Raw genomic sequence first — 20836 nt, 5'->3', positions numbered from 1 at the left:
GGTATCGTCCGGCGCCTGCTTCTGTGGTGAGGTGAACGACAGCGCCTGAAATTCTGTCGGCAAAAATAGAAAGGAAGCCCAGTGTTCAATAAAGTTACCAAAACCTTCCAGTATGGCCAGCATCAGGTCACACTGGAAACGGGCGAGATCGCCCGCCAGGCGTCCGGAGCCGTACTCGTCTCCATCGAAGACACCGTTGTCCTCGCGACCGTCGTTGCGCGCAAGGATGCCAAACCCGGCCAGGATTTCTTCCCCCTGACCGTGGACTACGTTGAAAAAACTTATGCTGCCGGTCGTATCCCGGGTGGCTTCTTCAAGCGCGAGGGACGTCCCTCCGAGAAGGAAACCCTGACATCGCGCCTGATCGATCGTCCGATCCGCCCGCTGTTCCCCGAGGGTTACATGAACGAAGTGCAGGTCATCGTGCACGTTCTCTCCGTGAATCCGGAAATCGATCCTGACATCGCGGCAATGATCGGAACGTCGGCCGCCTTGTGCGTCGCCGGTCTTCCTTTCAACGGCCCGATCGGTGCTGCGCGCGTCGGCTATGTCGATGGCCAGTACCTGTTGAACCCGACCGTTGCCCAATTGGCGACGTCGCAGCTCAACCTGGTCGTCGCCGGTACCGAACAAGCCGTGTTGATGGTGGAATCGGAAGCCAGCGAGCTGTCGGAAGAGGTCATGCTGGGTGCAGTGGTCTACGGCCACGAGCAAATGAAAGCGGTGATCGACGCGATCCATGAACTGGTCCGTGACGGTGGCAAGCCGGAAGTCCAGTGGGCGCCGCCAGCCCGCAATGAAGCCCTGATTTCGGCTGTCACGCAACTGGCTGAAGCCAAGCTGCGCGATGCCTATCAGGTCAAGGACAAGCAGGCACGCACCGCGCGCCTGAAAGAAGTTTCGGCTGCCGTCAGCGCCGGACTTGCAGAGCAAGCTGCCGCCAACGGCACGCCCGCTGCCGACAGCACTGCTGTTGGCAATATCATGTTCGACCTGGAAGCAAAGATCGTCCGTTCGCAGATCCTCGAAGGCGAGCCGCGTATCGACGGTCGCGACACCCGCACCGTGCGCCCGATCTCGATCCGTACCGGCGTGCTGCCGCGTACTCACGGTTCGGCACTGTTCACCCGTGGCGAAACCCAGGCGCTGGTTGTTGCCACGCTCGGCACTGCCCGTGACGAGCAGAAGATCGACGCCCTGATGGGCGAGTACAGCGACCGCTTCATGCTCCATTACAACATGCCTCCGTTCGCTACCGGTGAAACCGGCCGCGTCGGCACGCCCAAGCGGCGCGAGATCGGCCACGGCCGCCTGGCCAAGCGCGCATTGATCGCTGCCCTGCCTGCTGCTGACGAGTTCAGCTACTCGGTGCGCCTGGTATCGGAAATCACCGAATCGAACGGTTCGTCGTCGATGGCATCGGTCTGCGGCGGCTGCCTGGCCCTGATGGATGCCGGCGTGCCGATGAAATCGCACGTTGCTGGCATCGCGATGGGCCTGATCAAGGAAGGCAACCGTTTCGCCGTCCTGTCCGACATCCTCGGTGATGAAGATCACCTGGGCGACATGGACTTCAAGGTGGCTGGTACCGCCAACGGCATTACCGCGCTGCAGATGGACATCAAGATCCAGGGCATCACCAAGGAAATCATGCAGGTCGCACTGGCCCAGGCCAAGGAAGGCCGCATCCATATCCTGTCGAAAATGCAGGAAGCCGTGCCGACTGGCAAGGGCGAGTTGTCGAGCTTTGCGCCGCGCCTGATCACCGTCAAGATCAATCCGGAAAAAATCCGCGACGTGATCGGCAAGGGCGGCGCAGTCATCCGCGCGCTGACCGAGGAAACCGGTACGCAGATCGACATCAGCGATGAAGGCGTTGTCACCATCGCTTCGGTTGATGCAGCTGCTGGCCAGGAAGCCAAGCGCCGCATCGAAGAACTGACTGCTTCAGTTGAAGTGGGCAAGGTCTACGAAGGCACAGTGCTCAAGTTGCTCGACTTCGGCGCCATCGTCCAGGTCATTCCTGGCAAGGACGGACTGCTGCACATCAGCCAGATCGCCAACGAGCGTGTCAACGCCGTTGCCGACTACCTGAAGGAAGGCCAGCAAGTTCGCGTCAAGGTCATCGAGACCGATGACCGCGGCCGTCTCAAGCTGTCGATGAAGGCAGCGGCAGCGGAAGCTGGCGAACAGCCGGCGCAGCAGCCAGTCTGATTGGCTGCCTGCCTGTAGCTTCAGGAAAAACCCGGAATCTTGTTCCGGGTTTTTTTTTGCGCTGGAGGGGAGGGCGCTTGCTGCCGCAGTGGACCTGCAGTGGCCCCGATGATGCGCATGGATCGCCCTCTGCGCTTACAATGCCACTCTTTACATGAAAGGATGCTTCATGCGTGCAATAGAGATCGTCCAGCCCGGTGGACCCGAGGTCCTGCAATTGTGCGACCGTCCGATTCCAACCCTGAAGGCGGGCGAGATTTTGATCAAGGTCCACGCGGCGGGAGTGAACCGCCCGGACGTGTTCCAGCGCACCGGTAATTATCCGGTTCCGCCCGGTGCATCCGACTTGCCGGGGCTTGAAGTTGCTGGCGAAATCGTCGATGGCGACCTGTCCGGCAGCGCATTGAAAAAAGGCGACATGGTCTGTGCGCTGGTGCAGGGCGGGGGCTATGCCGAGTATTGCGCTGCGCCACTGGAGCAGTGCCTGCCCCTGCCAAAAGGCCTGAGCGCGGTTGAAGGCGCATCCTTGCCGGAAACCCTCTTTACTGTCTGGAGCAACGTGTTCGATCGCGGACAACTCGCCGAAGGCGAAGTCCTGCTGGTGCAGGGCGGAACCTCAGGCATCGGCGTCGCTGCGATACAACTCGCCGCCGCCATGGGGCATCGCGTGTTTGCCACCGCTGGCAGTGACGACAAATGCCGCGCCTGCGAGCAGTTGGGCGCCGAGCGGGGCATCAACTACAAGACCGAAGATTTCGCGGAAGTCGTGAAGACGCTGACCAATGGCCGCGGGGCCGATGTGGTGCTGGACATGGTTGGCGGCGACTATATCAATCGGGAGATTCGCTGCACCGCCGACGACGGCCGCATTGTGCTGATTGCACTGTTGGGTGGCGCCAAGGCCCAGATCGACCTTGGCCATATCCTGCGCCGGCGTATCACGCTGACCGGCTCGACGCTGCGTCCGCGTCCGGTCGCTTTCAAGGCGGCGATCGCAAGGAAGCTGGTGCAGCACGCCTGGCCGCTGCTCGAATCGGGCAAGGTCAAGCCGGTCATTTACAAGACCTTCCCGCTCGACCAGGCCGCCGCCGCCCATGCCTTGATGGAAAGCAGTACCCATATCGGCAAGATCATGCTGCAAGTGCAATAACAGCCTGGCGAGCAGCTGCTGCGCGGATCTGTCCTGATCTGGATCCGCTCGCCAGGCTTCTCGCCAGCCTGAGGAGCGGGGAAACAGGCCATTCAAGCCTGTTTTCTCATCATTCCCGGCCCTTTGGTTTGACCGTGTCAACCACGCCGGGCTAGAATCACGGGTTATTCAAAACAACGGTGGACTATGCGTCGCAAGCTCATTGCCGGCAACTGGAAAATGAATGGAAGCCTCGCCGCGAATGCGGTGCTCCTGACTGGCATTCGTTCCGGCATGGGGGAAGCGCGCTGCGAGGTTGCCGTCTGCGTTCCTGCGCCCTACCTGGCTCAGTGCCGCGACGCGCTGGCAGGGTCGCCGGTGCGCTGGGGCGGGCAGGATGTGTCGGTTCACGAATCCGGTGCCTACACTGGTGAAGTATCGGCCTCCATGTTGCTTGATTTCGGCAGCCGCTACGTGATCGTCGGTCACTCCGAGCGCCGCTCCTATCATCGTGAAGACGATGACATGGTCGCAGCAAAGGCGCTGCGTGCGGTGGCGGCCGGACTGGTCCCCATCGTTTGCGTGGGTGAAACATTGCAGGAGCGCGAGCAGGGGCAGACCGAGTCCACGGTGACGCGCCAGCTCGATGCGGTGCTGGCAGCACTGTCGGTCGAGCAAGTCACCCGCATCGTTGTAGCCTACGAGCCGGTGTGGGCGATTGGCACGGGCAAGACCGCAACGCCGGAAATGGCGCAGGAAGTACACGGATTGCTGCGTTCGCGCCTGAACCAGAAAAGCCCGGCTGCTGCCGAGGTCGTACCGATTCTCTACGGCGGCAGCATGAAGCCCGACAATGCCGCCGAGTTGCTGGCGATGCCTGACATCGATGGCGGCCTGATTGGTGGCGCCGCGCTCAAGGCTCTCGACTTTCTATCAATTATCCGGGCATGCTGAATACAGATCGCCTGCTCAATTTAAACACTGGAATCAAACAATGAATGCAATGCACACCATAATCGTCGTCGTCCAGGTGCTGTCGGCACTGGCCATCATCGGGCTCGTGCTGATCCAGCACGGAAAAGGTGCGGACATGGGTGCGGCCTTCGGCTCGGGCGCATCCGGCAGCCTGTTTGGTGCGAGCGGATCGTCAAACTTCCTTTCCCGGTTCACCGCCGTTGCCGCAGCAATATTTTTCGTTGCCACGCTCGCCTTGGCCTTTCTCGGAAGCCGGCCGGCAACCGGCACTGGCGGCGTGATGGACAAGCTTCCCGCGAGCGGCATTCCGGTTCAGTCAGCCCCGGCAACACCGGCCGCTCCCGCCGCCTCGGCGCCAGCAGCGCCAGCGGCCCCGGCTGTAAATTCGCCGGTTCCGGCGAGCGCAGCACCTGCTGCGCCGGGCCAATCGGGTCAAATCCCGAAATAATCGCTTTTGGACTGCTTTCTCTCTTGTTTTGATGCAATTCTTCGTTGAAAAAGAGTGCCAAAAGCGGTTAAAATCTAAGGCTAATGCCGACGTGGTGAAATTGGTAGACACGCTATCTTGAGGGGGTAGTGGCGCAAGCTGTGCGAGTTCGAGTCTCGCCGTCGGCACCAGACATTAAGAATCAAAAAAGCCAGCGAGGGTCCATCCTTTGCTGGCTTTTTGCCGAAGGACTTGTCGTTGCGGCCCGGCGGGTCGTGCGACGGGTGACCTCCACCCGATAAACGGAAATGCCGTGAATCTCGAAAACTATCTTCCCGTCCTGCTGTTCATCCTGGTCGGCATCGGTGTCGGTATCGCTCCCCAGGTTCTTGGTCGACTGATGGCGCCGCACAAGCCGGATGATGCCAAGCTCTCCCCCTACGAATGCGGCTTCGAGGCCTTCGAAGACGCGCGCATGAAATTCGACGTCCGCTACTATCTGGTGGCGATCCTGTTCATCCTGTTCGATCTTGAAACAGCCTTCTTCTTCCCGTGGGCCGTGGCCTCGCGGGATTTGGGCTGGCAGGGATTCCTGACGATGATGGTATTCATCATCGAGTTCGCGGTCGGATTCTGGTACATATGGAAGAAAGGTGCCCTTGATTGGGAATGAGCCATGTCTATTGAAGGCGTATTGAACGAAGGGTTTGTCACCACCACTGCTGACAAGCTGATCAACTGGACCCGCACCGGATCCATGTGGCCGATGACATTCGGTCTGGCCTGCTGCGCGGTCGAGATGATGCATGCCGGTGCGGCGCGCTACGACATGGACCGTTTCGGCGTCGTGTTCCGTCCCTCGCCACGCCAGTCCGACGTGATGATCGTCGCCGGAACGCTGTGCAACAAGATGGCGCCGGCGCTGCGCAAGGTGTATGACCAGATGGCCGAGCCGCGCTGGGTAATTTCCATGGGTTCCTGCGCCAACGGCGGCGGCTACTACCATTACTCCTACTCGGTGGTGCGCGGTTGCGACCGGATCGTGCCGGTCGATATCTACGTGCCGGGCTGTCCGCCCACTGCAGAAGCCCTGCTGTACGGGATCATGCAGCTGCAGAACAAGATCAAGCGCACCAACACCATCGCGCGCTGAAAGCCACGCTGCCAACGACCATGACCACCAAACTCGAAACACTGGAAGCAGCCCTTCGCAACGCGCTGGGCGACCATATCCAGGAACTGACCGTCGCACTGGGCGAGATCACGATCGTCGTCAAGGCGTCGAATTCGCTGGCTGCCATGCGCGTGCTGCGCGACCACGCCGACCTGCGCTTTGAGCAGTTGATTGACTTGTGCGGCGTCGACTATTCGACCTACGGCGACGGTGCCTGGGACGGCTTGCGCTTTGCTGCCGTTACCCACCTGTTGTCGATCAGGCATAACTGGCGTTTGCGGGTGCGCGTGTTCGCAGCGGACGACGAGCTGCCGGTCGTGCCTTCACTGTGCGACATCTGGCCCGCCGCCAACTGGTTCGAGCGCGAAGCTTTCGACCTGTACGGCATGCTGTTTGAAGGTCACCGCGACCTGCGTCGCATCCTCACCGACTATGGCTTCATCGGTCATCCGTTCCGCAAGGACTTCCCGGTGTCCGGTTATGTCGAGATGCGTTACGACGCCGATCAGAAGCGCGTGATCTATCAACCCGTGACGATCGAGCCGCGCGAGAACGTGCCGCGCATCATCCGGGAAGAGAACTACGGGATCAAATAATGGCTGAGATCAAGAATTACACCCTGAACTTCGGACCGCAGCATCCCGCGGCACACGGCGTGCTGCGCCTGGTGCTGGAGCTTGACGGCGAAGTCATCCAGCGTGCGGATCCGCACATCGGCCTGCTGCACCGCGCGACCGAAAAGCTGGCGGAGCAAAAGACCTACCTGCAGTCGGTGCCGTACATGGACCGCCTGGACTATGTGTCGATGATGTGCAACGAGCACGCCTATGTGATGGCGATCGAAAAGCTGATGGGCATCGAAGTGCCCTTGCGCGCGCAGTACATCCGCGTGATGTTCGACGAGATCACGCGCTTGCTGAACCATCTGCTGTGGCTGGGTGCGCACGGGCTCGACGTCGGTGCGATGGGCGTGTTCCTGTACGCCTTCCGCGAACGCGAAGACCTGATGGACTGCTACGAAGCCGTCTCCGGCGCCCGCATGCATGCCGCGTATTACCGTCCGGGCGGCGTCTACCGAGACCTGCCTGACACCATGCCGCAGCACAAGGCATCGTTGATCCGCAATGACAAGGCAATCCGCGCGCTGAACGAAACCCGCCAGGGCTCGCTGCTCGATTTCATCGAGGCCTTCACCAACCGCTTTCCGGGTTATGTCGACGAGTACGAAACGCTGCTGACCGACAACCGGATCTGGAAGCAACGGCTGGTCGGTATCGGCGTGGTGTCGCCCGAGCAGGCGCTGGCGATGGGCTTTACCGGCCCGATGCTGCGCGGTTCCGGCGTCGAATGGGATCTGCGCCGCAAGCAGCCGTACGAAGTGTACGACCTGCTCGATTTCGACATCCCGGTCGGCACCAATGGCGACTGCTACGACCGCTATCTGGTCCGGGTGGAAGAAATGCGCCAGTCAAACCGCATCATCAAGCAGTGCGTCGAATGGCTGCGCAACAATCCCGGCCCGGTGATGAGCGACAACCACAAGGTTGCGCCTCCCTCGCGCGTGGACATGAAGTCCAACATGGAAGAGCTGATCCACCACTTCAAGCTGTTCACCGAGGGCTTTCATGTGCCGCCGGGCGAGGCCTATGTGGGGATAGAACATCCGAAGGGCGAGTTCGGCATCTACCTGGTGTCCGACGGCGCCAACAAGCCGTACCGGCTGAAGATCCGCGCACCCGGTTTTCCGCACCTGCAGGGACTGAACGACATGTCCAGGGGCCATATGATCGCCGACGCGGTCACCATCATTGGCACCCAGGACATCGTGTTCGGCGAGATTGATAGATAAGACCGCAAGGCGCGGCCGCACCCAAAGGCAAGACGATGCTGTTATCCGAGCAAGCGTATAAAAAGATCGATCGCGAGATCGCCAAGTTCCCGCAAGACCAGCGGCAATCCGCCGTGATGGCTGCATTGGCGATCGCGCAGGACGAGCAGGGCTGGCTGTCGCCGGTGTTGTTGCAGGAAGTCGCTGACTACCTGCGCATGCCGGCCATCGCGGTGCAGGAGGTCGCGACCTTCTACGCCATGTACAACACCAAGCCGGTCGGCCGCCACAAGCTGACGGTATGTACCAACCTGCCGTGCGCGCTGTCCGGCGGCGAGCGCGCGGCGCATCACCTGAAAGAGCGGCTCGGCATCGATTACCGCGAAACCACGGCGGACGGCCAGTTCACCCTGCAAGAGGGTGAGTGCATGGGCGCGTGCGGCGACGCACCGGTCATGCTGGTGGATAACAAGCGCATGTGCAGCTGGATGTCGAATGACAAGATCGACGCGCTGCTGGAGGAACTGAAGAAATGACTTGCCTGCACGACCGTCATATCCAGCCGCTGATACTTGCCGGACTCGATGGCCAGAACTGGGGCTTCGACGACTACGTCAAGCGTGGCGGCTACGAGTCGCTCAAGCGCATCCTGAACGAAAAGATCACGCCCGAGCAGATCATCGCCGAGCTCAAGGCATCCTCGCTGCGCGGCCGTGGCGGCGCCGGCTTTCCGACCGGCCTGAAGTGGAGCTTCATGCCGCGCCAGTTCCCGGGCCAGAAATACCTGGTATGCAACAGCGACGAGGGCGAGCCAGGCACATTCAAGGACCGCGACATCCTGCGCTACAACCCGCATGCCCTGATCGAAGGCATGGCAATCGGCGCCTACGCGATGGGCATCACGGTCGGCTACAACTACATCCACGGCGAAATCTGGGATAGCTACGCGCGCTTCGAAGAAGCGCTCGAGCAAGCCCGCGCGGCCGGCCTGCTGGGCGACAACATACTCGGCAGCGGCTTCAATTTCCAGCTGCACGCCTTTCACGGCTACGGCGCGTATATCTGCGGCGAAGAAACCGCGCTGCTGGAGTCGCTCGAAGGCAAGAAAGGGCAGCCGCGCTTCAAGCCGCCGTTCCCGGCCAGCTTCGGCCTGTACGGCAAGCCGACCACGATCAACAACACCGAGACTTTTGCGGCGGTGCCATTTGTCCTGAAGATGGGCGGCGAGGCGTATGCGGCGCTGGGCAAGCCGAATAACGGCGGCACCAAGATTTTCTCGATTTCGGGCGACGTTGCCAGGCCCGGCAATTACGAAGTGCCCTTGGGCACGCCGTTCGCCAAGCTGATGGAACTGGCCGGCGGAATGCGCGATGGCCGCAAGATCAAGGCCGTGATCCCTGGCGGTTCGTCCAGTCCGGTGCTGACTGGTGAAGTCATGATGAACACCGACCTGGACTATGACTCGATCGCCAAGGCTGGCTCGATGCTGGGTTCGGGCGCCGTGATCGTGATGGATGACACCCGCTGCATGGTGAAGTCGCTGCTGCGCCTCTCTTATTTCTATTACGAAGAGTCGTGCGGCCAGTGCACCCCGTGCCGCGAAGGAACAGGCTGGATGTATCGCATGGTTCACCGCATCGAGCACGGCGAGGGCCGCCAGGACGACCTCGACATGCTCAACGAGATTGCCGACAACATCCAGGGCCGCACCATCTGCGCGCTGGGCGATGCCGCGGCGATGCCGGTGCGGGCGATGATCAAGAACTTCCGTAGCGAGTTCGAGTACCACATCGAGCACAAACATTGTCTGGTGCCGGCCTACGTATAGGCAGACTTAAAAGCAGACTTAAGCATTTTTTGCAGGGGGATGAAGGTGTTTGGCAGAAGCCCGTCCCCACCCCAACCCTCCCCTTGAAGTGGAGGGGGCGAAATGAGAAGCAAGGATATGATCGAAATCCAAATCGACGGCAAGAAGGTGGAAGTGCAGGAAGGCAGCATGGTGATGGACGCTGCCAGCAAGCTCGGCACCTACATTCCGCATTTCTGCTATCACAAGAAGCTGTCCATTGCGGCCAACTGCCGCATGTGCCTGGTCGAGGTTGAAAAAGCGCCCAAGCCGCTGCCGGCCTGCGCCACGCCTGTCACCAATGGCATGGTGGTGCACACCCACAGCGACAAGGCGGTCAAGGCCCAGAAGGGCGTGATGGAATTCCTGCTGATCAACCATCCGCTGGATTGCCCGATCTGCGACCAGGGCGGCGAGTGCCAGTTGCAGGATCTCGCGGTCGGCTATGGATCTTCGTCTTCCCGCTACGCGGAAGAGAAGCGTGTCGTGGCGCCGAAAGATGCCGGTCCGCTGATCTCGATGAAAGAGATGACCCGCTGCATCCACTGCACCCGCTGCGTGCGCTTCGGCCAGGAAGTGGCGGGCGTGATGGAGTTCGGCATGCTGGGCCGCGGCGAGCATTCGGAAATCACGTCTTTCGTCGGCAAGACGGTGGATTCGGAACTGTCGGGCAACATGATCGACCTGTGCCCGGTTGGTGCCCTGACCTCCAAGCCGTTCCGCTACAGCGCCCGCACCTGGGAACTGTCGCGTCGCAAATCGGTTTCGCCGCATGACGGCCTGGGATCCAACCTGATTGTCCAGGTCAAGTCCGGCACAGTGATGCGCGTGCTGCCACTCGAGAACGAAGATGTCAACGAATGCTGGCTGTCCGATCGCGACCGCTTTGCCTATGAAGGCCTGCATTCCGCCGAGCGCCTGACCCGCCCGATGCTCAAGCAGGACGGCAAATGGATAGAGACCGACTGGCAGACCGCGCTGGAATACGTTGCACACGGCCTGCGCAACATCCGTCACGAGCATGGCGCCGATGCGATCGCCGCCATCGCCGCACCCAATTCAACGCTGGAAGAGCTGAGCCTGCTGCAGAAAGTCGTGCGCGGACTGGGTTCTGACAATGTCGACTTCCGCCTGCGTCAGTCGGATTTCACCCTGACTGGCACGGTCACGCCGTGGCTGGGCATGTCGGTCGCCGAATTCGGCCAGCTCCGGCGCGCGTTCGTCATCGGATCGAACCTGCGCAAGGATCATCCGCTGCTGGCAGCACGCCTGCGGCAGTCGGCCAAGCGCGGCGGCGCCATCTCGGTGCTGCACGCAACCGATGACGACCTCCTGATGCCGGTCGCCAACAAGATCATTGCAGCCCCGTCCGCTTGGCTGGCAGAACTCGGCGGCGTCATCGCCGCGGTGGCTGCCGCCAAGGGCGTGGCCGCTCCCGCCGGGTTCGAAGGCATCGAGCCATCGCCGCAAGCCAGGCAGACTGCCGCCAGCCTGCTGTCGGGCGAGCCGCGCGCGGTGTTGCTCGGCAATGCGGTCGCACACCATCCGCAGGCCTCGCAACTGCACGCCGCTGCGCAGTGGATTGCTGAGGCAAGCGGCGCCAGCTTCGGTTACCTGACCGAAGCCGCCAACACGGTCGGCGGCCACATTGCCGGCGCATTGCCACGCAACGGCGGCAACGCGCTGCAATTCTTCACCCAGCCGCGCAAGGCCTACCTGGTCCTGCATGCCGAGCCGGAACTCGATTGCCACGACCCGCAACTGGCGCGCAGCGCGCTTGACCAGGCCGAGATGGTCGTCGTGATGTCCGCCTACAAGCATGGCATGGACCATGCGGATGTGCTGCTGCCGGTGGCGCCCTGGTCGGAGACCAGCGGCACCTATGTCAACTGCGAAGGCCGGGCGCAAAGTTTCAATGGTTCGGCCAAGCCTGCCGGCGACACCCGTCCCGCCTGGAAAGTGCTGCGCGTGCTGGGCAACCTGCTGGATCTGCAGGGCTTCGACTACGAAACGTCGGAATCGGTGCGCGACGAGGTATTGGGTGCTGTCTCGGCCGAAGTGAACCTGGCATCCCGCCTCAATAACATTGCTGCCTTGTCGCCGCAACGTGGCGTGGCAGGTGGCCAGTCGCTTGAACGGGTCGGACTGGTACCGATCTATTCGACCGACTCCATCGTCCGCCGTGCGCCTTCGCTGCAACTGACGAACGACGCCCGGACTCCGCAAGCGATCATTTCGGCAGTGCTGGCGCAACAGCTTGGCGTCGCCAACGGCAGCCAGTTGCGCGTGAAGCAGGGGCAGGGGAGTGCGGTGCTGACCGTGTCCGTCGATGAGCGGCTGCCGGCAAGCGTCGTGCGCGTCGCCGCCGGTCACCCTTCGACCAGTGCATTGGGCAGCATGTTTGGCGCAATCAGCGTGGAGAAAGTCTGATGGATGGAATTCTGGCTACTGTCAATGCCGCGGGCCAGGGTGTGTTCGGCTATTTCTGGCCAGCCGTCTGGAACCTGATCAAGATCGTCTGCGTGGTGCTGCCGCTGATGGGTTGCGTCGCCTACCTGACCCTGTGGGAGCGCAAGTTGATCGGCTGGATGCACATCCGGCTCGGACCGAATCGCGTCGGCCCGCTGGGGCTGCTGCAACCGATCGCCGATGCGCTCAAGCTGCTGCTGAAAGAGATCGTGGTGCCGGCCAAGTCGAACAAGGCCTTGTTCGTGATCGCGCCGGTGATGACCATCATGCCGGCGCTGGTGGCCTGGGTCATCATCCCGTTCGGCCCGGAGATGGCGCTTGCCAACCTGAACGCCGGGCTGCTGTTCGTGATGGCGATCACCTCGCTCGAGGTCTATGGCGTGATCGTCGCCGGTTGGGCGTCCAACTCCAAATACGCCTTCCTTGGCGCAATGCGGGCGTCGGCGCAAATGATTTCGTACGAGATCGCGATGGGCTTCGTGCTGGTCATCGTGCTGATGGTGTCCGGTTCGCTGAACATTTCGGAGATCGTGATGCTGCAGGGGACCGGCTATTTCGCCGACCGTGGCCTGACTTTCCTGTCCTGGAACTGGTTGCCGCTGCTGCCGATGTTCGTGATCTACATCATCTCCGGCATTGCCGAAACCAATCGCCATCCCTTCGACGTGGTCGAAGGCGAGTCCGAGATCGTCGCCGGCCACATGGTCGAATATTCCGGCATGTCGTTCGCTATGTTCTTCCTTGCCGAATACGCGAACATGATCCTGTTCTCGGCGCTGGCTTCGCTGCTGTTCCTCGGCGGCTGGATGTCGCCGATCAACTCGGTGCTGCTGAACTGGGTGCCGGGCTGGATCTGGCTGGGCGTCAAGACCTTCCTGGTCGTATCGATCTTCATCTGGGCGCGCGCATCGTTCCCACGCTATCGCTACGACCAGATCATGCGTCTGGGCTGGAAGGTGTTCATTCCGCTGACGCTGGCTTACCTGGTGATCGTCGCGGTCTGGATGCAGACCCCCTGGAATATCTGGAAGTAACGCAAAAGCAATACAAGGCACAAACATGGAAGCGATCAAGGATTTTTTCGGCAGCCTGATGCTGCGCGAGCTGTTCAAGGGACTGGCCCTCACGGGCCGGTACATGTTCGCTCGCAAGATCACCGTCCAGTTCCCGGAAGAGAAGACGCCGATTTCGCCGCGCTTCCGTGGCCTGCACGCGTTGCGCCGGTACCCGAACGGCGAAGAGCGCTGCATCGCCTGCAAACTGTGCGAAGCGGTCTGCCCGGCACTGGCGATCACTATCGAGTCGGAGCAACGTGATGACGGCAGCCGCCGCACCACGCGTTACGACATCGACCTGACCAAATGCATCTTCTGCGGATTCTGCGAAGAATCCTGCCCGGTTGATTCGATCGTCGAGACCCAGGTGCTGGAGTACCACGGAGAGAAGCGCGGCGACCTGTACTTCACGAAAGAGATGCTGCTCGCCGTCGGCGACCGCTACGAGAAGGAAATTGCCGCCAACCGTGCAGCCGACGCTCCTTATCGCTGATTAATAAAACAAGGTGGCGTCACCGGCTACAGCCGGCGCGCCACCGGTACTGACTGGTCCATCATGGAATTCAAATCTGCGCTGTTTTATGTGTTTTCTGCGATCCTCGTGGTTGCGGCGACGCGCGTCGTCACCGATCGCAATCCGGTGCAAGCCGCACTGTACCTGGTGCTGACGTTCTTTACCGCCGCCGCTATCTGGATGCTGCTCAAGGCGGAGTTCCTCGCCATCGTGCTGGTGCTGGTGTATGTCGGCGCGGTGATGGTCCTGTTCCTGTTCGTGGTGATGATGGTCGACGTCGACGTTGGCAAGTTGCGGGAGAATTTCTGGTCCTATTTCCCGTTTGCTGCCACCATCGGCGTCATCATCGTGCTGGAGATGGCCGCGGTGCTGTTCCGCGGCTTCCTGGCCACCGACGCCCAGGTGCCTGCTGTCTCCTCCACACTGGGCAGCACCAAGGAACTGGGCAAGCTGATCTTCACCCAGTACATCTTCGCTTTCGAAGTGGCGGCGGTCATCCTGCTGCTGGGCATTGTTGCCGCCGTAGCGCTGACGCTGCGCCGGCGCAAGGACAGCAAGTACTTCGATCCCGCTGCGGCATCCAAGGTCAAGAGCACCGACCGCCTGCGCGTGGTGAAGATGAAATCCGAAACCGAGCGGCCGGCGCCTGCCGCTGCCAGCGACAAGCAATAAGGGGATATCGTGACTCTGTCTCTCGCCCATTTCCTGATCCTCGGCGCCATCCTGTTCTCGGTGTCCGTGGTCGGCATTTTCCTGAACCGCAAGAACATCATCGTGCTGCTGATGGCGATCGAACTGATGCTGCTGGCGGTGAACACCAATTTCGTCGCGTTCTCGTACTACCTCGGGGACGCAGCCGGGCAGGTTTTCGTGTTCTTCATCCTGACCGTGGCTGCGGCCGAGGCAGCGATCGGCCTGGCCATCCTGGTGCTGCTGTTCCGTAATCTCGACACCATCAATGTCGAAGACCTGGACGCGCTCAAGGGCTAGTCCCGGCTCACGAATATCGATAAACAGCAGACAACCACAAAATAACCACAAGGTTCATCATGGCGGGGCAACTCAACCCTAACCTCTTGCTGGCAGTACCGCTGGCACCGCTCGCAGGGGCGGCGATAGCCGGGCTGTTCGGCACCCGGTTCTTCGGCAACAAGATCGGCCGTACCGGCTCGCATACCGTGACCATACTCGGCGTGCTGGTCGCTTTCATCATCTCGTGCCAGACCCTGCTGGCGGTGATGGACGGCGCGAGCTTCAATGGCACCATCTACAACTGGATGACTGTCGCCGGGGTCAAGCTGGAGATCGGCTTCCTGGTCGACAGCCTGACCGCGATGATGATGTGCGTGGTGACTTTCGTCTCGCTGATGGTCCACATCTACACGATCGGCTACATGGCCGAGGACGAAGGCTACAACCGCTTCTTCTCCTACATCTCGCTGTTTACGTTCTCGATGCTGATGCTCGTCATGAGCAACAACTTCCTGCAACTGTTCTTCGGCTGGGAAGCTGTCGGCCTGGTGTCCTACCTGCTGATCGGATTCTGGTACACCCGCCCGACCGCAATCTTCGCCAACATGAAGGCCTTCCTGGTCAACCGCGTCGGCGATTTCGGCTTCATCCTCGGCATCGGCCTGCTGCTGGCCTACGCGGGCTCGATGAACTACGCCGAAGTGTTCGCCAAGCGCGAGGCGCTGGCCCAACTGACCCTGCCGGGCAGTGACTGGATGCTGCTGACCGTCGCCTGCATCTGCCTGTTCATCGGCGCCATGGGCAAGTCGGCCCAGTTTCCGCTGCACGTATGGCTGCCGGATTCGATGGAAGGCCCGACCCCGATTTCCGCACTGATCCACGCCGCGACCATGGTCACGGCCGGCATCTTCATGGTGACCCGCATGTCGCCGCTGTTCGAGTTGTCGGATGCGGCCTTGTCGTTCGTGCTGGTGATCGGCGCCATTACTGCGCTGTTCATGGGCTTCCTCGGCATCATCCAGAACGACATCAAGCGGGTGGTCGCGTATTCCACGCTGTCCCAGCTTGGTTACATGACCGTCGCGCTGGGCGCATCCGCCTACTCGGTGGCCGTGTTCCACCTGATGACCCACGCATTCTTCAAGGCGTTGCTGTTCCTTGCCGCGGGTGCCGTCATCATCGGCATGCACCATGACCAGGACATCCGCAACATGGGCGGCCTGCGCAAATACATGCCGATCACCTGGATCACTTCGCTGCTGGGTTCGCTGGCGCTGATCGGCACGCCGTTCTTCTCGGGCTTCTATTCGAAGGACAGCATCATCGAAGCAGTTCACGCCAGCCACCTGCCTGGCGCCGGCTTTGCCTACTTTGCCGTGCTGGCCGGCGTGTTCGTCACGGCCTTCTACTCGTTCCGCATGTACTTCCTGGTGTTCCACGGAGAAGAGCGCTTTGGCAAGCCGCATCATGACGAGCACCAGGATCACAGCCATGACGAGCATGCTGACGAGCATCACCACGGCTTGGCCCCTGGCCAGAAGCCGCACGAGGCGCCGCTGGTCGTCACCTTGCCGCTGATCTTGCTGGCCATCCCTTCGGTGCTGATCGGCTTCTTCACCATCGGCCCGATGCTGTTCGGCGATTTCTTCAAAGGCGTCGTGTTCGTCAGCGACAAGCATGAAGCCATGAAAGAGCTGGCCGGCCACTGGCATGGCGCCGTCGCTATGGCTGTCCACGGGCTGAGCACTGCGCCGTTCTGGCTGGCGCTGGCCGGTGTCGCCAGCTCTTACTACTGCTACATGATCAATCCGCGCGTCCCGGCCTGGTTCTACCGTAACTTCAGCGGCATCTACAAGCTGCTGGACAACAAGTACTACATGGACAAGTTCAACGATGTCGTGTTTTCCGGCGGCGCCCGCGCCCTCGGCCGCGGCCTGTGGAACGCCGGCGACCGCAGCCTGATCGACGGCCTGATCGTCAACGGCAGCGCACGCGCCGTCGGCTGGCTGTCCGCCATCACCCGTACGCTGCAGACCGGCTACATCTATCACTACGCATTCACGATGATTCTCGGGATCGCGCTGTATCTCGGATATCTGTTGCTGCTTCCTTACTTGAAATAACGGCAGGTAAAAGAAAAGAAAATCATGCAGTCAACTCTTCCTTATCTCAGCCTCGCGATCTGGCTGCCGATCCTGTTCGGCGCGTTCATACTGGCCTTCGGCCGTGATGATAATCCTGGCCTGGTGCGCGGCGTGTCGCTGTTGGGCTCCGTCGTCAGCTTCCTGGTGACGCTGCCGCTCATCCAGAAATTCGACAATGCCGCGCACGGCATGCAATTCGTCGAGAAAACCGAATGGATAGGGCGTTTCAACATCTTCTATCACCTCGGCGTCGACGGCTTGTCGCTCTGGTTCGTCCCGCTGACCGCGTTCATCACCGTGATCGTCGTGATCTCCGCTTGGGAAGTGATCGAGAAGCGCGTGTCGCAATACATGGGTGCTTTCCTGATCCTGTCGGGCGCAATGATCGGCGTGTTCTGCGCGGTCGACGCGATGCTGTTCTTTGTGTTCTTCGAAGCCACGTTGATCCCGATGTTCATCATCATCGGCGTCTGGGGCGGTCCGAACCGGGTGTATGCGGCGCTGAAGTTCTTCCTTTACACCTTCTTCGGTTCGCTGCTGATGCTGGTGGCATTGCTGTTCCTCTATAACAAATCGGGCGGCTCGTTCGACATCCTCACGTGGCACAAGCTGCCGCTGGCGATGGGCACGCAGATCCTGATCTTCCTCGCTTTCCTGATGGCGTTCGCGGTCAAGGTGCCGATGTGGCCGGTACACACCTGGCTGCCGGATGCCCACGTCGAAGCACCGACCGGCGGCTCGGTCGTGCTGGCTGCGATCATGCTGAAGCTGGGCGGCTACGGCTTCCTGCGCTTCTCGCTGCCGGTCACGCCCGATGCCAGCCACTACCTGGCGCCGTTCGTGATCACGCTGTCGCTGATCGCCGTCATCTACATCGGCCTGGTCGCGCTGGTGCAGGCCGACATGAAAAAGCTGGTCGCCTATTCCTCGATCGCTCACATGGGCTTCGTCACGCTTGGCTTTTTCGTCTTCAATGACATGGGCGTGCAGGGCGCGGTAATGCAGATGATCTCGCACGGCTTCGTGTCGGCCGCCATGTTCCTGTGCATCGGGGTGTTGTACGACCGCGTGCATTCGCGCGAGATCGCCGACTACGGCGGGGTAGTGAACGTGATGCCGCGCTTTGCCACCTTCTTCGTCCTGTTCTCGCTGGCCAACTGCGGCCTGCCGGCGACCTCCGGTTTCGTCGGCGAGTTCATGGTGATCCTGGGCAGCGTGCAATTCAATTTCTGGATCGGCTTGCTGGCAGCGACCGCGCTGATTTTTGGCGCCGCATACTCGCTGTGGCTGGTCAAGCGCGTGGCGTTCGGCGAGGTGAAGCATCCGCATGTCGCGGCGCTCGCCGACCTGAATACGCGTGAATTCCTGATGCTCGGCGTGCTCGCCATTGCGGTGATCGTGATGGGTGTCTGGCCGGCGCCGGTCACCGACACGCTGCAGACCTCGGTCGCCGACCTGCTCAAGCACGTTTCCGTTTCCAAGCTGGCTCAGTAGTCGACCGCAGACGCAACCAAACGCAAAACATGAACAACCTGAATCTGGCTCCGCTGTATCCCGAGATCTTTCTGCTGATCGCCACCTGCGCGATCCTGCTGATCGACATGTTCCTGCCGGCGGCCCGGCGCAACCTGACCTATTGGCTGGCGCTGGCGACCCTGGTCGTGTGCGGCTGCCTCTCGTTCGCCGATTTCAGCGCAGGCGCCACGACCTACACCTTCCGCAACGCTTTCGTTTCGGATCCGATGGCCAGCCTGCTCAAGCTGTTCTCCTATCTGGCAGTGGGCATGACGCTGATCTATTCGCGCCAGTACACCACCCAGCGCGGCATGCTGAGTGGCGACCTGGGCGGCGAGTTCTACGTGCTGGCGCTGTTCTCACTGCTGGGCCAGATGGTCATGATCTCGGGCAATAACTTCCTGATCATCTACCTCGGCCTGGAATTGATGTCGCTGTCGCTCTATGCGCTGGTGGCGCTGCGCCGCAATCACTCGGTGTCGACCGAAGCGGCGATGAAATATTTCGTGCTCGGCGCCATGGCCTCCGGCTTCCTGCTGTATGGCATCTCGATGCTGTACGGAGCGACCGGCTCGCTCGACTTGGGTGAAGTCGCCCGCGCCGCAGCTTCGGGTGCCGTCAACCGCACGGTAATGGTGTTCGGTGTGGTGTTTGTGGTTGCCGGCCTGGGCTTCAAACTGGTTGCCGCGCCGTTCCACATGTGGGCACCGGACGTCTACCAGGGTGCCCCGACTTCGGTCACGCTGCTGATTGCCGGTGCTCCCAAGCTGGCGGCGTTCGCGATCTGCATGCGATTGCTGGTGGAAGGCCTGTGGTCGCTGGCGGTCGATTGGCAGCAGATGCTGACGGTGCTGGCCGTACTCTCGCTGGCAGTCGGCAATATCACGGCGATCGTGCAGACCAACATCAAGCGCATGCTGGCCTATTCGACCATCTCGCAAACAGGTTTCATGCTGCTCGGCCTGCTGGCAGGCGTGTTCAGCGGCAGCAATGCTGCTTCCGCAGCCAGTGCCTACAGTGGATCGCTGTTCTATACGCTCACCTATGTGCTGACCACGCTTGGCACCTTCGGTGTCGTGATGCTGCTGTCGCGCTCCGGTTTTGAAGCCGAGAACATCGACGATTTCAAGGGGCTCAACCAGCGCAGCCCGTGGTTTGCCGCGGTCATGATGATCCTGATGCTGTCGCTGGCCGGTGTGCCGCCGATGGTCGGTTTCTACGCCAAGCTGGCAGTGCTGCAGTCGGTGCTGGCCACCGGGCAGGTCTGGCTGGCCGTGGTGTCGGTCCTGTTCTCGCTGATTGGCGCCTATTATTATCTGCGCGTGATCAAGGTGATGTACTTCGACGATGCGAACGACACTGCGCCCATCGTCGTGCCTGGCGAGATGCGTTTTGCGCTGTCGGCAAATGGCGTGGCGATCGTGGCCCTCGGCCTGCTGCCGGGCCCGCTGATGGCCGCCTGCATCGCCGCCATCACCCGGACGCTCGCGTCCTGATCCGGCACCGGCGCGCCATCGGTGGACATTTCCCTTTCAAGCTGGTTCGTGGTCCTGTTGGCAGCGTTTGCTGCCAACGTCCCGTTCGCCAATGAGCGCCTGTTCGGCGCAGTCGCGCTCAAGCGTGGCAGCAAGCCGCTCTGGATGCGGCTTCTCGAACTGATCGTGCTGTATTTCGCTGTCGGCCTTCTTGCGCGCCTGCTCGAGTCGCGGGCTGGCAACGTGGCCCCGCAGAACTGGGAATTCTATGCAGTCACGGCCTGTTTTTTCCTTGTCCTGGCCTTCCCGGGATTTGCCTACCGCTACCTGAGGCGGCAGCGCCACGAGTGAGTGGCAAGCTTGCTGCCGCCGGCGTCCTTTCCCTGCTTTTCCTCCTTCCCTTTTCCTGGTTCCTCTTTCCCCTGCACGGAGTCCCATGGACAAGCACCTGGAAGAAAGCTGTGTCGATAGCCAGCAGGTCTACAGTGGTCATTTCCTGACTGTTGCGCGCGACACGGTCCGGCTGCCCGACGGCAACACCGCCGCTCGCGAATATATCCGCCATCCCGGCGCTGTCGTCATCCTGCCGCTGCTGCCAGACGGGAAGATCTTGCTGGAGAGGCAGTTCCGCTATCCCTTGCACAGGGTCTTCATTGAATTTCCCGCCGGGAAAATCGATGCCGGGGAAGATCCGCTGCTGTGCGCACAGCGTGAACTGGTCGAGGAGACCGGTTACACGGCTGGCAACTGGCAGCATGTTTGCACGATCCATAACGCGATTGCGTATTCGGACGAGCATCTCGAAATCTACCTGGCGCGCGATCTGGTTGCGGGCGAAGCGAAGCTGGACGAAGAGGAATTCCTTGAGACGATTTCGGTCTCGCTGGACGACATGCTGCAGTGGGTGAGGGAAGGGAAAATCACCGACGTGAAGACGGTGATCGGCACGTTCTGGCTGGAGAAGATCCTGGCCGGGGAGTGGACGGCTCGCGATTGACGCTGCAGGCGTCGGTGATTGCACCCAAGCCGGCCGCGCCCCACCACGGCAACTTCTGACCGACGTTAAATGAAATGCGGGCCTGCACGGCCCGCATTTGTA

General features: G+C 61.2%; 20 protein-coding genes and 1 tRNA gene. All 21 read left to right on the top strand.

Going from position 1 to position 20836, the window contains the following annotated elements; genetic code table 11:
- Nucleotides 1-81 precede the first annotated feature (81 nt).
- The 21 genes from pnp (at nt 82) to FVE66_RS08100 (ending at nt 20734) form a co-directional block, all read left to right on the top strand.
- Nucleotides 82-2214, top strand: a complete 2133-nt coding sequence (gene pnp / locus FVE66_RS08195; protein ID WP_151446902.1) for a polyribonucleotide nucleotidyltransferase — start codon at nt 82-84, stop codon at nt 2212-2214.
- Between the two features lie 169 nt (nt 2215-2383).
- A complete protein-coding gene (locus FVE66_RS08190) occupies nt 2384-3364 on the top strand; it encodes an NAD(P)H-quinone oxidoreductase (RefSeq protein WP_151446901.1) in 981 nt (326 codons plus the stop codon).
- 186 nt (nt 3365-3550) lie between these two features.
- Nucleotides 3551-4297 carry a triose-phosphate isomerase gene (gene tpiA, locus FVE66_RS08185; protein WP_151446900.1) on the top strand — a complete coding sequence of 249 codons (747 nt, stop codon included), beginning with the start codon at nt 3551-3553 and terminating at the stop codon, nt 4295-4297.
- Nucleotides 4298-4337: 40 nt separating this feature from the next.
- Nucleotides 4338-4766: a preprotein translocase subunit SecG gene (gene secG / locus FVE66_RS08180; RefSeq protein ID WP_151446899.1), complete on the top strand. Its 429-nt coding sequence runs from the start codon at nt 4338-4340 to the stop codon at nt 4764-4766.
- Nucleotides 4767-4851: 85 nt separating this feature from the next.
- A tRNA-Leu gene (locus FVE66_RS08175) sits at nt 4852-4936 on the top strand.
- 122 nt (nt 4937-5058) lie between these two features.
- Nucleotides 5059-5418 carry an NADH-quinone oxidoreductase subunit A gene (locus FVE66_RS20335; protein WP_194164362.1) on the top strand — a complete coding sequence of 120 codons (360 nt, stop codon included), beginning with the start codon at nt 5059-5061 and terminating at the stop codon, nt 5416-5418.
- Between the two features lie 3 nt (nt 5419-5421).
- Complete coding sequence (locus tag FVE66_RS20330; RefSeq protein ID WP_194164361.1) at nt 5422-5898, top strand: NuoB/complex I 20 kDa subunit family protein; 477 nt, start codon at nt 5422-5424, stop codon at nt 5896-5898.
- A gap of 20 nt (nt 5899-5918) precedes the next feature.
- Nucleotides 5919-6515: an NADH-quinone oxidoreductase subunit C gene (locus FVE66_RS08165; protein WP_151446898.1), complete on the top strand. Its 597-nt coding sequence runs from the start codon at nt 5919-5921 to the stop codon at nt 6513-6515.
- Entirely contained in the window at nt 6515-7768 is a 1254-nt protein-coding gene (locus FVE66_RS08160; protein ID WP_151446897.1) for an NADH-quinone oxidoreductase subunit D, read from the top strand. The genes FVE66_RS08165 and FVE66_RS08160 overlap by 1 nt, the downstream gene beginning before the upstream one ends.
- Nucleotides 7769-7803: 35 nt before the next feature.
- Nucleotides 7804-8283 (top strand): NADH-quinone oxidoreductase subunit NuoE, encoded by a 480-nt coding sequence (gene nuoE, locus FVE66_RS08155; protein ID WP_151446896.1) that lies wholly within the window; start codon nt 7804-7806, stop codon nt 8281-8283.
- On the top strand, nt 8280-9575 hold the full coding sequence (gene nuoF / locus FVE66_RS08150; protein WP_151446895.1) for an NADH-quinone oxidoreductase subunit NuoF: 1296 nt from the start codon (nt 8280-8282) through the stop codon (nt 9573-9575). The genes nuoE and nuoF overlap by 4 nt, the downstream gene beginning before the upstream one ends.
- Nucleotides 9576-9692: 117 nt before the next feature.
- A complete protein-coding gene (gene nuoG / locus FVE66_RS08145; protein WP_151446894.1) occupies nt 9693-12023 on the top strand; it encodes an NADH-quinone oxidoreductase subunit NuoG in 2331 nt (776 codons plus the stop codon).
- A complete protein-coding gene (nuoH, locus tag FVE66_RS08140) occupies nt 12023-13096 on the top strand; it encodes an NADH-quinone oxidoreductase subunit NuoH (protein WP_151446893.1) in 1074 nt (357 codons plus the stop codon). The genes nuoG and nuoH overlap by 1 nt, the downstream gene beginning before the upstream one ends.
- 25 nt (nt 13097-13121) lie before the next feature.
- Complete coding sequence (gene nuoI / locus FVE66_RS08135) at nt 13122-13610, top strand: NADH-quinone oxidoreductase subunit NuoI (RefSeq protein ID WP_151446892.1); 489 nt, start codon at nt 13122-13124, stop codon at nt 13608-13610.
- 63 nt (nt 13611-13673) lie between these two features.
- On the top strand, nt 13674-14303 hold the full coding sequence (locus FVE66_RS08130) for an NADH-quinone oxidoreductase subunit J (protein ID WP_151446891.1): 630 nt from the start codon (nt 13674-13676) through the stop codon (nt 14301-14303).
- A gap of 6 nt (nt 14304-14309) precedes the next feature.
- Nucleotides 14310-14621 (top strand): NADH-quinone oxidoreductase subunit NuoK, encoded by a 312-nt coding sequence (gene nuoK / locus FVE66_RS08125; RefSeq protein ID WP_194164376.1) that lies wholly within the window; start codon nt 14310-14312, stop codon nt 14619-14621.
- Nucleotides 14622-14680: 59 nt separating this feature from the next.
- Nucleotides 14681-16726: an NADH-quinone oxidoreductase subunit L gene (gene nuoL, locus FVE66_RS08120; RefSeq protein WP_151446889.1), complete on the top strand. Its 2046-nt coding sequence runs from the start codon at nt 14681-14683 to the stop codon at nt 16724-16726.
- 21 nt (nt 16727-16747) lie between these two features.
- Complete coding sequence (locus FVE66_RS08115) at nt 16748-18241, top strand: NADH-quinone oxidoreductase subunit M (RefSeq protein WP_151446888.1); 1494 nt, start codon at nt 16748-16750, stop codon at nt 18239-18241.
- A 29-nt stretch (nt 18242-18270) separates the two neighbouring features.
- Complete coding sequence (gene nuoN / locus FVE66_RS08110; RefSeq protein ID WP_151446887.1) at nt 18271-19758, top strand: NADH-quinone oxidoreductase subunit NuoN; 1488 nt, start codon at nt 18271-18273, stop codon at nt 19756-19758.
- 21 nt (nt 19759-19779) lie between these two features.
- The gene (locus tag FVE66_RS08105; protein ID WP_151446886.1) at nt 19780-20088 is read left to right on the top strand and encodes a DUF2818 family protein; all 309 of its coding nucleotides are present in this window, start codon (nt 19780-19782) and stop codon (nt 20086-20088) included.
- An 85-nt stretch (nt 20089-20173) separates the two neighbouring features.
- Nucleotides 20174-20734, top strand: coding sequence for an NUDIX domain-containing protein (locus FVE66_RS08100; RefSeq protein WP_151446885.1), 561 nt, complete (start codon nt 20174-20176; stop codon nt 20732-20734).
- Nucleotides 20735-20836 lie beyond the last annotated feature (102 nt).

The organism is Lacisediminimonas profundi, from assembly GCF_008831265.1.
Taxonomy (GTDB): Bacteria; Pseudomonadota; Gammaproteobacteria; order Burkholderiales; family Burkholderiaceae_D; genus Lacisediminimonas; species Lacisediminimonas profundi.
The sequence above is the reverse complement of the archived record's forward strand: the minus strand, read 5'-3'. Positions and strand labels throughout refer to the sequence as shown.

Coding starts and splice junctions, on each gene's coding strand:
- nuoG (WP_151446894.1), top strand. CDS start 9,693: ATGATCGAAATCCAAATCGACGGCAAGAAGGTGGAAGTGCAGGAAGGC.
- tpiA (WP_151446900.1), top strand. CDS start 3,551: ATGCGTCGCAAGCTCATTGCCGGCAACTGGAAAATGAATGGAAGCCTC.
- nuoL (WP_151446889.1), top strand. CDS start 14,681: ATGGCGGGGCAACTCAACCCTAACCTCTTGCTGGCAGTACCGCTGGCA.
- FVE66_RS08130 (WP_151446891.1), top strand. CDS start 13,674: ATGGAATTCAAATCTGCGCTGTTTTATGTGTTTTCTGCGATCCTCGTG.
- secG (WP_151446899.1), top strand. CDS start 4,338: ATGAATGCAATGCACACCATAATCGTCGTCGTCCAGGTGCTGTCGGCA.
- FVE66_RS08100 (WP_151446885.1), top strand. CDS start 20,174: ATGGACAAGCACCTGGAAGAAAGCTGTGTCGATAGCCAGCAGGTCTAC.
- FVE66_RS08190 (WP_151446901.1), top strand. CDS start 2,384: ATGCGTGCAATAGAGATCGTCCAGCCCGGTGGACCCGAGGTCCTGCAA.
- FVE66_RS08165 (WP_151446898.1), top strand. CDS start 5,919: ATGACCACCAAACTCGAAACACTGGAAGCAGCCCTTCGCAACGCGCTG.
- FVE66_RS20330 (WP_194164361.1), top strand. CDS start 5,422: ATGTCTATTGAAGGCGTATTGAACGAAGGGTTTGTCACCACCACTGCT.
- nuoH (WP_151446893.1), top strand. CDS start 12,023: ATGGATGGAATTCTGGCTACTGTCAATGCCGCGGGCCAGGGTGTGTTC.
- nuoE (WP_151446896.1), top strand. CDS start 7,804: ATGCTGTTATCCGAGCAAGCGTATAAAAAGATCGATCGCGAGATCGCC.
- FVE66_RS08160 (WP_151446897.1), top strand. CDS start 6,515: ATGGCTGAGATCAAGAATTACACCCTGAACTTCGGACCGCAGCATCCC.
- nuoN (WP_151446887.1), top strand. CDS start 18,271: ATGAACAACCTGAATCTGGCTCCGCTGTATCCCGAGATCTTTCTGCTG.
- nuoF (WP_151446895.1), top strand. CDS start 8,280: ATGACTTGCCTGCACGACCGTCATATCCAGCCGCTGATACTTGCCGGA.
- nuoI (WP_151446892.1), top strand. CDS start 13,122: ATGGAAGCGATCAAGGATTTTTTCGGCAGCCTGATGCTGCGCGAGCTG.